Source organism: uncultured Campylobacter sp., from assembly GCF_938039205.1.
In the GTDB taxonomy this organism is placed as follows: Bacteria; Campylobacterota; Campylobacteria; order Campylobacterales; family Campylobacteraceae; genus Campylobacter_A.
The window spans coordinates 1-12960 of the sequence record NZ_CALHVM010000012.1; the positions used below are offsets into that span (position 1 = coordinate 1).

The following is a 12960-nucleotide window of genomic DNA, read 5'->3' on the forward strand; positions in this document are numbered from 1 at the left end:
GTATCGTGAGATGATTTTTCGAGTTTTGAAGCAAAATTGAGCGTGCGCTAGGCATGTAGCCTGCGGAGCGAAAATTTTGCAAAATCTCGGAAAAGCGCTCGCGAGACAAGCCGCTATTTCAGCGACTTTTCCGCCCATGCTCTCACTTCCGCATCCACCTCAAAGATCTTACTCTCGCTCTCTATTTTCTCGTTTTCAAACCTCTTTGCTGCGGCTAAAACCGTTCGCGAGATATCTAAAAATCCGCACTCGCCGCGCAAAAATTTATACACGGCGACCTCGTTTGCAGCGTTGATAGCGACGCCAAGATCGGGGTTTTGCAAAGCTTGGTCTTTTAGCGAAAAGATAGGATATTTTTTTAAATTTATTTCGCCGAATTTTATGTTTTTTAGAGTTTTTAGATCCAAATTCGGCACGATTTGCACATCGGCGGCGCTCAAATTTAGCGCCCCATCCTCGCCCAAAATCGCATGCGCGATGGCTAAAATCATATCGGTTTTAGATAGGTGCGCCGTAGTCGAGCCGTCGGCAAACTCCACTAGCGCGTGCACCGTGGACGTGCGCTCGATAAGCGCCTCGATATCCCGCACGCCGTAAAGCCAAAAAGCCTCCAGCACCTCAAAAAGCTTGTTCGCCATCGTCGCGCTGTCGATCGTGATCTTTGCGCCCATGCTCCAGTTGGGGTGCTTTAGCGCGTCTGCGGCGCGGGCGTCTTTTAGGGCTTTTATCGGGGTTTTGTAAAAGGCGCCGCCCGAGGCCGTGATGACTAGCCTAGCGACCGGAGTTTTGTTCGCGAGCAAAAATTTAAGCCCGAAATGCTCGCTATCTATCGGATTTATCGCGCCCCTGTCTAAAAATTTGCCGCCCGCGACAAGGCTTTCTTTGTTGGCAAGCGCTAGCTTTTTGCCCAGCTTTTGCGCGGCTAAGCTCGGAGCCAGCCCAGCAAAGCCCACTAGAGAGTTTACGACGCGCTGGCTCTCGCACTCTTTTAGCATATCGCAGATGCCCTGCGCACCCGCAAAAACGCGTTTATGTTTTATGAATTTAGCAAATTTAGGCTCGGCGATGCAGACGAATTTGGGCTTAAATTCGGCGATTTGCTCATTTAAAAGCTCGTAGTTTGACGCGCAGCTCATCGCCTCAATACTAAGGCCGAATTTACGGGCTAGATTTAAAGTATTCGTCCCGATCGAGCCCGTCGAGCCCAGCACTACCACGATAGCGTCCAGAGCATCGCCGCGACGCCAAACAGATAGCCGTCGACGCGGTCGAGCATGCCGCCGTGGCCCGGCAGTAGCGTGCCGCTATCCTTGACGCCCGCGCGGCGCTTTAGGTAGCTCTCGAAAAGATCGCCCCAAACGCCGAAAGTCGCAACTAAAAACGCCGTGATGAGGCTATGCCAAAAGCTATCGGTCAGCACCCAGCCAAAGCCCGCGCCAAAGACCGTAGCCACGGCGATACCGCCGGCGACACCCTCCCAGGTTTTATTCGGCGAAGTCTCGCTAAAGGCGTGCTTGCCGCAAAATTTGCCGACGAAAAACGCCCCGCTATCGCACGCTACGACCGTTAAAATCAGCCAAGCCAAGTAGCCCACGCCGTACTGCGAATAAAGCATCCAGATGAGAAAAATCGGCGTCATCGGATACAAAAACGGTAGCGCGGGCGTTAGATTTTCGCTCTTAAAATGTGCGAGAAAACTAACCACGAGCAAGATCGCTAAAATAGCGATAAATACGGGGTTTGAAAATGGAGTAAGCAGATAAAAAATAACCGCTATAAGCGCAAGAGAGCCGCCCTGCAGACCATAGAGCTTTTGCGCTTCGCCAAAGGCCGCGTAAAGCACAAAGCCTAATATGGCGAAATTTAACAGATAACTATCGACGAAAAAGATGACCAAAACCGCCGCAAATAGCGCGACGCCGGTGATTATACGCGTTTTCATGATTTTTCCTTTTTTGAGTAATAATTGTATAAAATTTTCGCTTAAAAGCGCCGAAATTTGAGGTAAATTTGCGTTTGCTAGCTTGCTTTAATCGGTAGTTAAATTTGATAATTTATTTTTGCCTGAAACGGACGGCAAATTTGACGATTTTTGCTAAATTTTGCCAAGCGCGGCGCTAGACCCGGCGTAAATTTGACGGTTTGTGTCAAATTTTACTCTCGCCCAAAATGATGCATCAAATAAAAGCAAGTAAAATTTGCTCCGCGCCCGCACCACAGGCGCCGCCGACTAACGCTCGGCGCGTTCGCGCATTTGGCTGCTTATACGCCGCCTTTTCCTCGGCAGATACCTCGGACGCCAAATTTACGCCCGAAACGAGCCGACTTGCTTTGCATTATACGTTCGCGATGCTAAAACGATGAAAGCTTAAATTTGCGCAGAAAACGGCTCAAATTTAAAGTCAAATTTGACCGCCGAGCAGCAAAAAAGCCCAGTCAAATTTGAGTGGAAAAGATTAAATTTTAAGATCAAGATGCTGAAATACGGGCGACGCCTGTGGGAAGTCGTTAGCCGCGATGCGCTCCTCTGAGTTTTCGCCGTCCTCGTTCTCTGAGTCTGCGTTTTTGCCGTTTTGCTCCGAGGCGAGCTCGCCCTGCTCCTGCCTACCCTTGTGTTTTTCGTGCTCGTTTTGGGGGTCGATTTTGTAGGTTTCCTCGGTCGGTCGCACCTCGGAGACCTCTTGTTTTTCATCGCTTGCTAGCGATGCGGCGGCGAGATTTTGCATGTCAAATCTATTTTGGACGTCGGCGACCTTGTTTGAGACCATATTTACGTTTTGATTGATAAAAATCGTGTTGCCAATGGGTGTTACAGCCATTTTCGCCTCCTGTTTTAGTCGTGCTTTGTTACTAATATCGTCTTAAAATTAATATAGTTTACATTTGCGCCGCTCGTAATTTTGACGTTGTTACGTTTGGTAAAGTCAACCTCGTACGTCCCGCCGCCTTTAACGCTAAAATTTACGCAAATTTTCGCCGCAAATCTCAAAATTTCCTCACTTGGAGCGCTTTTTGCGGTTTTGATTATGACGTGCGCGGACGGTAGGTCTTTTAGGTGCATCCAGACGTCGTCTTTTTTGGAGTTTTTTAGCAGCCAGACGTTGCCTTTTTCGTTGCGTCCGATGCTGATTTTATAACCCTCGATAAAAAAATCCTCGACATTTTGATTTTGCTCTTTTTGCTTTGCGGCGCGGGCTTTTTTAGGCACTAGGATTTCTAGCTCTTCAGCACTTTTAGCTCCATTTACGAGCGTTTGTAAATTTGATAAAAACTCGAGCTTTTCGGTCAAATTTTGCCGCTCGATGATTAGCCCGGCCGCCTTTTGCTTTAGCCTTTTTGCTTTGGCAAACATAGCATTTGCGGCGATTTTGGGGCTATCATCCAGCACTAGCCGCACCTCGCCTCGCTCGAAATCATTTAGCGTTACCTCGCGCTCGTAGTCCCTTAACGCATGCAAATTTGATAGAATTAACCCCGCGTTTTTGCTTAAAATTTCGCTTTGCGCATTTAGATCGCTTTCGTTTTCAAGGCCTGATAAAATCTCGCTTAAATTTTGCATTTTTCGCTCTATCGCGGCCGATTTTACGGCGCGCAGATTTTCTAGCTTCGCGTTATTTACGCGCTTAAATTCCTCGCTAAAATACCGCGCAAAATCGGTTATCGGCGGCGTCTCTCGCTCTTTTATTACAGCCGGCGGCAGCTCAAGCAGCTCGCGCCCCGGTTTTATCACGCGAAAATTATTATCTATATGGCGCAAAGCCTCGACGATGACGCCCTTTTCGTCCGTGATGATCGCATTGGTAAAGCGCCCCGTAAACTCCAAAAATAGGCTTGAAGCTAGGCTCTTATACGAGCCTTGGAATTCGCACTCCAGCTTTAAAATTCTATTTCCCTCGGGCACGCTCAAATTTAAAATTTTAGCCCCCCAGAACCTCTTTTTAAGCGCGACGTCAAATGGTGCTTTATACTCTTTTACGTTTAGAAAATCGGGATTTGCGTAGATCGCGGAGTCGGCCTTGCTAAGGTCAAAAAACAGCCCGAGCTCGCCGTCGAATTCGATAAATATCGCCATATCGCCCGCGCGTCTGATTGCGGTTATTTTTTTAAATTTGCCTAGAAAAGATTGTATTTGTTTTAAATTTGCGTATTTCATAGCCGAAATTATAGCCTAAAATCGGGCCGAATTTTAAGCGCAAGAATAATATAATGATAATGCATTTTAAAACGGAGAAAAAATAAATGAACAAATTTAGCCTAAGTTTAGCGGCCTCGTCGCTGCTTTTAACCCAAATTTTCGCCGCCGACGTCGCGCTGCAAGGCGTCGAGATTAGCGAGAGCGCGGACGACGGATACCGCGCCAAAACCAGCGAAGTAGGCAAAACAAATACGCCTATTTTAGAGATCCCGCAAACGGTAAACGTCGTAACCCAGCAGCAACTAAAAGATAAAAAACCCGAGACCCTAGCCGAGAGCCTTCAAAACGTGAGCGGAGTTAGCTACGGAAATACCACGGGCGGTATCTTTGACTCGATCATAAAAAGAGGCTTTGGCGGCGGACGCGACGGCTCGATCATGCGAAACGGCGTACCTGCTAGCGTCATGCATAGCTTTAATAAAACCGTAGAAAGCGTCGAGGTGCTAAAAGGCCCGGCTAGCCTGCTCTACGGCGCGCAAGAGCCCGGCGGCATCATAAATATGGTCACTAAAAAGCCAAAATACAACTTCTCAAACGAAATTTGGGCGGGTATTGGCAACCGTAACTACTGGAACGCGGGCTTTGATGCCACGGGACCGATCGCTGATAGCGGCTTTGCGTATAGATTTATATTTGATACAATGCAAAAAGACTATTGGCGGGAATTTGGCGAATATAAAAACGTCCTCTTTGCGCCTTCGCTCTCGTATAAAGGCGATGATTACCGCATAAATTTAGCCTATACGCACACGCGCTCGACCGATCCGATCGACCGCGGTATGTATCTCATTCCAAGCACAGGCAAGCTACTTCCGATAGATAAGAAAAGACGCCTTGACGAGCCGTTTAATAAACTAAAAACCAGACTCGACACCGTGGATGTAAATTTTGAAAAAAATATCGGCGAGGACTGGCTACTGCGCGGCGCTTATGCGTATTCGCGCTCCAAGCACGAGTACGGTCACATCAGGCTAATGAACGTAAATTTAAACACAGGCGTTGCAGCTAGACGAAACGAGGCGTATGACGGATTTATCCACCGCACGCACGCCGGATCGTTAAATTTAAACGGTTATGTGCAAACGGGCGAGATAGAGCACAACTTGCTATTTGGTATCGACGCAAAGGAGTACTACCGCTATAGACCCGGCGCGCTAAACAGCTACAGCTCGGGCACTACGCACAGAAACTTCCCGATAAATATCTACAGTCCAGTCTACGGCACGGTCGCCTATCCGTCCGACCGAGCCTCCGGTATCCAGTACCAAAAGCTAAGAACGATCGGATTTTACGCGCAAGATAGTATAAATTTGACCGAAAATTTGATCTATTCTTTAGGCGTTAGATACGAATACTACAACCAAGTCGCGCGCGGCACGACTAGCGGACCGAACACCACCGATCAGCAAGACGGCAAATTTACGTGGCAGGCGGGGCTTTTATACCTGCTAACGCCCGAGTGGTCCGTTTATACCAACTACGCGCAAAGCTTTAATCCGCAAATGGCGATCAGCGGCGACGACATCGGCGACATAAAGCCCGAGGAAGGCAAAAGCATAGAGCTGGGAACTAAATTTCAAAACGACAGCATAACGGCTAGCGCGGCGGTCTTTAGCATCGACAAGAAAAACATCATGCGCACCGTAAATAGCGTTAGCACTCCCGTGGGCGAGGCGCGCTCGAGGGGATTTGAGTTTGACTTTAACGGCCGCGTGACGCAAGGGCTAAGCGTAGGCGCTAGCTACGCATACACTAAAACCGAGGTGCGAAAAGATAGCGGCGCGTTTGCCGTACTGGTGGGCAAACCGCTAGAAGCCACGCCAAAACACCAAGCCAGCCTCTTTGCTAACTACGACTTTAGCCACCTAGGCGCAAAAGGCCTAAGGATCGGCGGTGGAGCGAGGTATTTTGGCTCATGGTACACCTACTACATGAGGACGAATCTACCGGCCGTGCCAGCTGGAACGGGCTTTAAGATGGACGACGCGGTCGTTTACGACGCATTTATCAGCTACGATACCAAGATCGCGGGCTACGAGACGAATTTCTCGTTTAACGTCAAAAACTTGACCGACAAGCTTTATTATACGTCCTCATCGACCGGCACGCAGGCTAATATCATACCGATACAGCCAGGGTATGCGAGGCAGTTTATGCTGACCGCTAGCGTTAAATTTTAAAATTTAACGCGTTATCTCGCCCGACTATACGTCGTTGGTTTTAAAATTTGGCGCTCCGCAGGCTATATGCCTAGCGCACGCTTAAATTTTAAAACCGCCTCGTCTAGCCGTGCGATATTTCCGCTTGGCTCTTTTTGTTCAAATTTAAAGTTTATTGAAAAGTATTTCGCCTTGACTTTTACGCTCAAATTTTAATCTCAATCTCTTTTTATCCATTTTTCGCTAAAATCGCTAAATTTTAAAAACGCGCGGCATCCGCAAAAAAAGGAAATTTATGCAAAACTCAAAGCAAACCATCACCGAAAAGATTTTCAGCGAGCACGTAGGGCACGAGGTTTTCGCGGGCGAGATCATAGAAAGCGACATCGACATGGTCATCGGCAACGACATCACGACTCCGATCTCCATCAAACAGTTTGAGCGAAGCGGCGCGACGAAGCTCGCTAACCCGGACGGCTTTAGCGTCGTGATGGACCACTACATCCCGGCAAAAGACATCCTAAGCGCCAACCAAGCCAAAATCAGCCGCGATTTTGCGTATAAGCACGATTTGAAAAACTATTTTGACGAAAAAGATATGGGTATCGAGCATGCGCTTTTGCCGGAAAAGGGCCTCGTAGTGCCTGGCGACGTCATCATCGGCGCCGATAGCCATACCTGTACGCACGGCGCGCTGGGAGCCTTTGCTACGGGCATGGGCAGCACCGACCTAGCCTACGCGATGATAACGGGCAAAAACTGGTTCAAAGTACCGCCGACTATCAAAGTAATCTTTCGCGGCAAGCTAGACCGCCACGTCTACGGCAAGGACCTCATCCTAGAGATCATCCGCCGCATCGGCGTGGACGGCGCGCTGTATAAGGCGCTGGAGTTTACGGGCGAGACGATAGAGAACCTCGATATGGACGGGCGATTTAGCATGTGTAACATGGCTATCGAGGCCGGCGGCAAAAGCGGTATCATCGCGGTTGATGAAACCACAAAAGAGTTTTTAAAAGGTAAAAGCTTACGCGCCGAGCCGAAGCTACACTACTCCGACGAGGGCGCAAACTACGAGCAAATTTTAGAGATCGACGTTAGCAAGCTCGATCCCGTGATCGCCTATCCGTTCCTACCTAGCAACGGCAAAAGCGTGCGCGAAGCGGTAAAAGACGACATCGCTATCGATCAGGCGTTTATCGGTAGCTGCACGAACGGCCGCCTAAGCGACTTGCGCATCGCGGCTGAAATCCTAAAAGGTCGCAAAGTAGCGCGTAAAACCCGCCTCATCATCACGCCGGCGACGCAAAAGATCGCCTTACAAGCGCAAAAAGAGGGGCTGATGGATATATTTGCCGAGGCTGGCGCGGTCGTCTCAAACCCGACCTGCGGCGCATGCCTAGGCGGATATATGGGGATTTTGGGCGTTGGGGAACGCTGCGTAAGCACGACAAATAGAAACTTCGTCGGCCGTATGGGAGATCGCACGAGCGAGGTGTATCTGGCTAACTCTGCCGTAGCTGCGGCGAGTGCAGTAATGGGCAAGATCGCCGACCCTCGCGATCTTTAAAATTTGGCGGCTTGTCTTTTTTCTTTATACTTCGTTGCTTTTAAATTTGGCTCGGTCATTACCGACTAACTAGGTAACTCCCGTCGCCAAATTTAAAAGCGTCTCGTCTAAAGAAAAAATACTTCGCCTTAATTTCTTACAATCAAATTTCAAATTTGCAAATTTGGGTCACCGAGACCCGCACCTTGAAAAATGCAAATTTAAACCTGCGCATAGCGCAGCAACTTATAACGTGCAGTGGGGTTGGAAAGGGCTTCTGCGTCGCTGCGCTAGCAGCTGCAAGCAGACGGGAGAGGGTCTGCCTTCGGCAGTTGCGAGTGCATAGCACGACGCAAAGGAAGGCGACGCTCTACTTCGCTTTGCTCGTAGCTGCAAGCAGACCGTAAGTAGAAACCCCTTCCTCTCCCGAAAAAAAGAAAAAGAGAGCTATTTTGCTTCAGCCAAGCTTCGCAACTACTAGCAGAGCGCAATTCAAGCCCCCTTAACAAGAAAATCAAGATATTAAAATACAGCAAAACAGTGCAGAAAATTTGCATTCAAATTTGAACTCAAATTTACAAATTTGAGTTACCTAAAAACCGAGCCAAGAACATCAAATTTAACTTCGCCGCATAGGCAAATTTAGTGGTCTTTATCCCCTAAAACGCCGTTATCGTCGCCAAAAGACCAAAGATGATGCCGGGCAAATTTGCAGCCGCTAGCGGGTAGTCCCTTTTGGCTTTTAGCAGGCCGTAGCTAGTCCAGATCGTGCAGTTTATCGCTGCGGCTAGAGGCTGGATAAAAGGTGTTTTATTGCCCTCAAGGTTGCCCATTATCTGCGGGATGTAGGAAATATACATAATGACCGACAGGCACGTGCCTATCCAGCCTAAAATTTGTAAATTTTTCTCGCTCATTTTTTCTCCTTTGAAATAGAGGCGGCATTATATCCTTTTTAGTTGTGATAATAAAGAGCTAAATTTGCCCGCGGCGGGTGCGAATTTGCGCTAAAGCAAAGCTAAATTTAGTAAAATACGCCGATTTTTAAATGAGAGCAAATGGCTTACGTAACCTACGACAAGGCAAAATGGCACTGGGGCGCGGAAACTGCGCCGACTGATATCCCGCAGGAAAACGGCGCGACGCACATCGCGTTTTTCTTCCGCTGGTGTATGAAGCGCACAAGCTCTATTCCAAGGACTTCGCGGCGGATTTCGCGAGCGATATAGCGCGGATGGACGATAGCTTTGATTATCGCCGGTATTTTTTTGACGCCATGGATGGCGTGCTAAGCAGCGACGAGCTAAACACCGCGGGCAAGGCCTTTGCGAAGGCCTACTACACCACGGACCGCACGAAATTTGCCAAAACGCACGGCTGGTATTTGCAAGATTACGACGATTTCGTCGCGCAAAAATTCGGCGATAAAAACTTCGACAACGCCTATTTTTATATAGAAAATTCGCCGCAAAATTACGCTGAGATCAAAGAGATCATCGATCGCCGCTACGAGGAGTTTTTAGAAACCAAAAAAGCAAGCAAAAGCGCGGATAAATAAACCAAAATAGTTTTTAAAGCACAGAGTTCAAATTTGGACGAGTCCAAACGATTGAGCCTTGGCCGAGCGCAGATCGTAAATTTTAGATCGGTTGCGGCGTTTGCGGATTTAGCCGCGCCTCGTAGCAAGGCTAAACTTAGACCGTTAAGCTAAATTTGACGGCAAGCCGCCTCCGGTTGGTGCCGCTTGCTACTTAAACCGCGCAGTCAAATCTCCCACGCCGGCGGCGACCTCCACCGCTTTAGGCAAGCTCCGCTCTATCAAATTTTTCCCTGACATTTTATCTCCTTTTATCTATTTGCTTTGTAAATTTGAGTTTGAGTCTGATTTGCTTTGGTTGCCATCTACGTAAATCACCTGAGCCATGCCGCTTTCGGCTCTACCTATAGCACTCTTGATCCCGTCTCGTTTTTCCATTTCGTTTGCCCATTTGATAAAAGCTCTAATGTCTTTAAACGTAGCATTTTGATCAGGGCAATGCGGATTATAGAAATTTATTTCTTTGTCAAATTCCTCTATCTTTTTCGGGTCTATCGGCTTTGGTTTGTATTGTAAAAGACCTTCATGATATAAGCACTCGGTACATAAGTGCTCATATTTCTTGTTTTTGCGTAACTTCGCTTCGCCTTCTTCGTCTATACCTTGATTCATTTTATAGATATAGTTTTCTTTATAATCAATCAATCCCTTGCGCTTTTTATAGCACTCCTCATACGCCTTCTCTAGCTCCTCTTTAGTAGGTTGCCCTACGACGTCGTATTTTAAAAGAAGCTCTAGCATGGGTCCGTAGTTTGGGATAGTATCTAGCGAGATATATAAAGATCGCATAAATTCGGAATCGTCTCTTAGTCCGTGAAAAAACGTATTTGGATGATCGTCTAGTTTCGGTTTATACCCGCTAGCAAGAGCAAGTTCGGTCATCTCTACGTAGTTATGGGTTACTATATATCCTATCGGATCGTTTACGTCTTTGGATTCTTTGTTAACTTGATAGTTGTCTTCAAATATTATCTTTACGTCGTCTCCGTCTATGATAAGCTTTTCGATATTGTAGTAAAAAGGAGTTTTTCTATACCACTGCACCGCCTTTACTTCATCAAATTTAACCCCGCTATCAAGCAGTAGTTTAGCGGTCTTTGTGGAGTTGTTTTATATGGCGTAGGCCAGGGGCGAGAGTTTGTAGTTATCTTGCGCATGAGCGTTTGCGCCCATATCTATAAGTCTTTTTGCCGTGACTTCGTCGTCGTAAAAGCTAGCGTACATCAAAGGAGTAACGCCGTCTATTAGTGGAGAGTCTATGCTAATGTTATTATCTTGCATAAATTTTAAAATTTGATCCGTTTGCTTTGATTTTAAAAGTTTGCGGAAATTTTCGGCAAATGCGTCGTCCTTTATCTGTTTATCTATATCCCAATATCTAAAAGCAAAATCGTCTATCTCCTCTTGCGTTACGTATTTGCTTAGCTCCGAACCGGGGATTATTTTAGTATCGGCGGTAACGACGAAACGAGTGGGGCCGGATAGCTTTTCGTAAATAAAATTTACGAAAACGATTAGGCAAAGAGCGGCGAGGCTAAGTGCGAGTTTGTTCAAATTTATCCCTTAAGTCAAATTTGCGAAATCTTAGCCAAAGGGCGGTTAAATTTGAGTGAAATTTGGGGGCAAAATCTGAAAATGCGGGGAAAATAAATCAAGGCAAATTTGGCTAAATTTGAAAGCCAAATTTAAAAATGCGGCGAAGGCTCAAATTTAACCCTCGCCGCGAGAAAATTATCACTGTAAATTTACATGCCGAAAGCTCGGCGCGCAAAAACAAATTTATCTAGATAGCTTTAGCAGATATCCGTCCTGCGTCTTTTCGATCTCGTGTTTGTAGCTGCCGTCGAGATCAAAAACTACGCGGTAAAATTTGCCGTGCGAGCCAAAAAGAGCCGTTTTAAACGCGCCGCAGTCAAGCTCGTCTTTTCTAGTATTTACATCCGTTTGCGAGGCAAAGTCGATCACGACCTTTGTACCTTTGCTGATCGAGTAGTCCTTTAGCTTCTCGTCGGTCGTGAGGATCTTGATCTGCATCGGATAGATCTCAAATTTCGTCTGCTTGTAGACGATTTGCTTTTGCGGTTGCGGCTTTTCAAGCGGCTTTATGACGACATCTTTTAGCGGCTCTTGCGTTGTCATATTGCGCTCGGCAGGCTTTGGCGCGACGTCTATCGCGGCGGCTTTTGGCTCCTCTTTAGTGACCGAGACGTCAGGCTTTTCTACGACGACTGGCACTGCGATCTTGCTGAGTAAAAACTCGTCCTGCCACGAGATGCTTTTGTTTATATCGACGGTTTTTTCCTTGATACTGCCGTCGAGGCTTTTGTATTTTAGCGTGACGGAGATGAAGTTTCTAGCGTCGGCGGGAAATTTGAAACTCTGCTTCTCAAAAGGCGGCAAATTTTCCACGACGTTGCTACTAACCATGCTCGCGTTTACGTCGCCCGAGGGCGCAAAAGGATTTTCTCTGCCAAAAGCCAGCCCGCAGGCCAGCGCCAAAAGCCAAATTTTACCGATTTTCATAACTCCCCCGTTTTTAAATTTATAAAGCTAAATTTACCCGCCGCTGCTAGGCTCAAGCTCTTTTAGCTCGAAATACGCCTTTTGCAGCTGGGCGTTTTGTTTTTTTAGCGTTTCGACGTCGCGTTCTAGCTGCGTTTTTTGCTCTTGCAGGCTTAGCATCACGTCTAGCGAGCGCTTGCCAAAGATTATATTGCCCACGTAGATACCAAAACATATCACGCAAAACGCTATAAGCGTAAATCTGAGAAAAAGCCTGAAGTCAAACGGCTTTTTCTCGACGTATTCGTCTAGGACTTCGCTCAAATTTGATTTCCCAAAAACTCGTCCGTTTCGCGCTCGATCTCAAGCAGGCGGTTGTATTTTGCGTTGCGTTCGCTTCTTGAGGTCGCGCCCGTTTTGATTTGGCCCGTATTCATCGCGACGGCGAAGTCCGCGATAAAGCTATCCTCGCTCTCGCCGCTTCTGTGGCTCATCACGCAGCGGTAGCCTTTGCGCTGCGCTAGGCGGATCGTCTGCATAGTTTGGCTAACGGTGCCGATTTGATTTGGTTTGATTAGGATCGCGTTAGCTACGCCTTTAGCGATGCCTTCGCGCAAAATTTTCTCATTCGTTACAAATAGATCGTCGCCCACGAGCTGCACTTTAGAGCCAAGCTTGCTAGTTAGCTTCGCCCAGCCCGCCCAGTCGTCCTCGCTTAGGCCGTCTTCGATCGAAAATATCGGATACTTATCGCAAAGCTGCGCGTATCGCTCTATCAGCTCTTCGCTGCTAAATTCCTTGCCTTCAAGCTTATATTTGCCGTTTTCGTACAGCTCGCTAGCCGCGACATCAAGGGCTAGCTTGATCTGCTCGCCTGCCTTGTAGCCCGCTTTTTCGATAGCCTGCATGATTAGTTTGATCGGCTCTTCGTTATCGTTTAAATTTGGCGCAAATCCGC

15 protein-coding genes are annotated in these 12960 nt (G+C 47.5%); 4 read left to right on the forward strand and 11 right to left on the reverse strand.

Features of this window, described 5'->3' with window-relative positions:
- Positions 1 to 113: 113 nt before the first annotated feature.
- The 4 genes from dxr to Q0394_RS01605 form a co-directional block, all read right to left on the reverse strand.
- Positions 114 to 1217, reverse strand: coding sequence for a 1-deoxy-D-xylulose-5-phosphate reductoisomerase (gene dxr, locus Q0394_RS01590; protein ID WP_298945229.1), 1104 nt, complete (start codon positions 1215 to 1217; stop codon positions 114 to 116).
- Positions 1211 to 1942 carry a phosphatidate cytidylyltransferase gene (locus tag Q0394_RS01595; protein WP_298945230.1) on the reverse strand — a complete coding sequence of 244 codons (732 nt, stop codon included), beginning with the start codon at positions 1940 to 1942 and terminating at the stop codon, positions 1211 to 1213. The genes dxr and Q0394_RS01595 overlap by 7 nt, the downstream gene beginning before the upstream one ends.
- Before the next feature lie 514 nt (positions 1943 to 2456).
- On the reverse strand, positions 2457 to 2819 hold the full coding sequence (locus Q0394_RS01600) for a hypothetical protein (protein ID WP_298945232.1): 363 nt from the start codon (positions 2817 to 2819) through the stop codon (positions 2457 to 2459).
- 14 nt (positions 2820 to 2833) lie between these two features.
- A complete protein-coding gene (locus tag Q0394_RS01605; protein ID WP_298945234.1) occupies positions 2834 to 4153 on the reverse strand; it encodes an NFACT RNA binding domain-containing protein in 1320 nt (439 codons plus the stop codon).
- Between the two features lie 86 nt (positions 4154 to 4239).
- Here Q0394_RS01605 and Q0394_RS01610 point away from each other — a divergent pair, with 86 nt between their 5' ends.
- Positions 4240 to 6375, forward strand: a complete 2136-nt coding sequence (locus Q0394_RS01610; protein WP_298945236.1) for a TonB-dependent receptor — start codon at positions 4240 to 4242, stop codon at positions 6373 to 6375.
- A gap of 62 nt (positions 6376 to 6437) precedes the next feature.
- On the opposite strand, the gene Q0394_RS01615 is transcribed toward Q0394_RS01610, so the two are convergent.
- Complete coding sequence (locus Q0394_RS01615; protein ID WP_298945238.1) at positions 6438 to 6563, reverse strand: hypothetical protein; 126 nt, start codon at positions 6561 to 6563, stop codon at positions 6438 to 6440.
- Between the two features lie 86 nt (positions 6564 to 6649).
- Here Q0394_RS01615 and leuC point away from each other — a divergent pair, with 86 nt between their 5' ends.
- A complete protein-coding gene (gene leuC, locus Q0394_RS01620) occupies positions 6650 to 7924 on the forward strand; it encodes a 3-isopropylmalate dehydratase large subunit (RefSeq protein WP_298945240.1) in 1275 nt (424 codons plus the stop codon).
- A 638-nt stretch (positions 7925 to 8562) separates the two neighbouring features.
- On the opposite strand, the gene Q0394_RS01625 is transcribed toward leuC, so the two are convergent.
- Positions 8563 to 8820, reverse strand: a complete 258-nt coding sequence (locus Q0394_RS01625) for a SemiSWEET family transporter (RefSeq protein ID WP_002951935.1) — start codon at positions 8818 to 8820, stop codon at positions 8563 to 8565.
- 141 nt (positions 8821 to 8961) lie between these two features.
- Here Q0394_RS01625 and Q0394_RS01630 point away from each other — a divergent pair, with 141 nt between their 5' ends.
- Positions 8962 to 9132: a hypothetical protein gene (locus tag Q0394_RS01630; RefSeq protein WP_298945242.1), complete on the forward strand. Its 171-nt coding sequence runs from the start codon at positions 8962 to 8964 to the stop codon at positions 9130 to 9132.
- Between the two features lie 5 nt (positions 9133 to 9137).
- Positions 9138 to 9461, forward strand: coding sequence for a hypothetical protein (locus tag Q0394_RS01635; RefSeq protein ID WP_298945244.1), 324 nt, complete (start codon positions 9138 to 9140; stop codon positions 9459 to 9461).
- Between the two features lie 294 nt (positions 9462 to 9755).
- Here Q0394_RS01635 and Q0394_RS01640 read toward each other — a convergent pair whose 3' ends face one another.
- The 5 genes from Q0394_RS01640 to Q0394_RS01660 all read right to left on the reverse strand — a co-directional run.
- Positions 9756 to 10544, reverse strand: coding sequence for an ankyrin repeat domain-containing protein (locus Q0394_RS01640; RefSeq protein WP_298945246.1), 789 nt, complete (start codon positions 10542 to 10544; stop codon positions 9756 to 9758).
- Positions 10545 to 10610: 66 nt separating this feature from the next.
- Positions 10611 to 11054, reverse strand: coding sequence for a hypothetical protein (locus Q0394_RS01645; protein ID WP_298945247.1), 444 nt, complete (start codon positions 11052 to 11054; stop codon positions 10611 to 10613).
- Between the two features lie 225 nt (positions 11055 to 11279).
- On the reverse strand, positions 11280 to 12023 hold the full coding sequence (locus Q0394_RS01650; RefSeq protein WP_298945248.1) for an AMIN domain-containing protein: 744 nt from the start codon (positions 12021 to 12023) through the stop codon (positions 11280 to 11282).
- Between the two features lie 33 nt (positions 12024 to 12056).
- Positions 12057 to 12326 (reverse strand): hypothetical protein, encoded by a 270-nt coding sequence (locus tag Q0394_RS01655; protein ID WP_002953583.1) that lies wholly within the window; start codon positions 12324 to 12326, stop codon positions 12057 to 12059.
- The coding region (locus Q0394_RS01660) for an enolase C-terminal domain-like protein (protein ID WP_298945249.1) at positions 12323 to 12960 on the reverse strand (638 nt) is incomplete at its 5' end. The genes Q0394_RS01660 and Q0394_RS01655, both read right to left, overlap by 4 nt.

Excerpts from the sequence above, each read along its gene's own strand:
- Q0394_RS01595 (WP_298945230.1), bottom strand. The coding sequence starts at position 1,942 with ATGAAAACGCGTATAATCACCGGCGTCGCGCTATTTGCGGCGGTTTTG.
- Q0394_RS01600 (WP_298945232.1), bottom strand. The coding sequence starts at position 2,819 with ATGGCTGTAACACCCATTGGCAACACGATTTTTATCAATCAAAACGTA.
- Q0394_RS01605 (WP_298945234.1), bottom strand. The coding sequence starts at position 4,153 with ATGAAATACGCAAATTTAAAACAAATACAATCTTTTCTAGGCAAATTT.
- Q0394_RS01610 (WP_298945236.1), top strand. The coding sequence starts at position 4,240 with ATGAACAAATTTAGCCTAAGTTTAGCGGCCTCGTCGCTGCTTTTAACC.
- leuC (WP_298945240.1), top strand. The coding sequence starts at position 6,650 with ATGCAAAACTCAAAGCAAACCATCACCGAAAAGATTTTCAGCGAGCAC.
- Q0394_RS01625 (WP_002951935.1), bottom strand. The coding sequence starts at position 8,820 with ATGAGCGAGAAAAATTTACAAATTTTAGGCTGGATAGGCACGTGCCTG.
- Q0394_RS01630 (WP_298945242.1), top strand. The coding sequence starts at position 8,962 with ATGGCTTACGTAACCTACGACAAGGCAAAATGGCACTGGGGCGCGGAA.
- Q0394_RS01635 (WP_298945244.1), top strand. The coding sequence starts at position 9,138 with ATGGACGATAGCTTTGATTATCGCCGGTATTTTTTTGACGCCATGGAT.
- Q0394_RS01650 (WP_298945248.1), bottom strand. The coding sequence starts at position 12,023 with ATGAAAATCGGTAAAATTTGGCTTTTGGCGCTGGCCTGCGGGCTGGCT.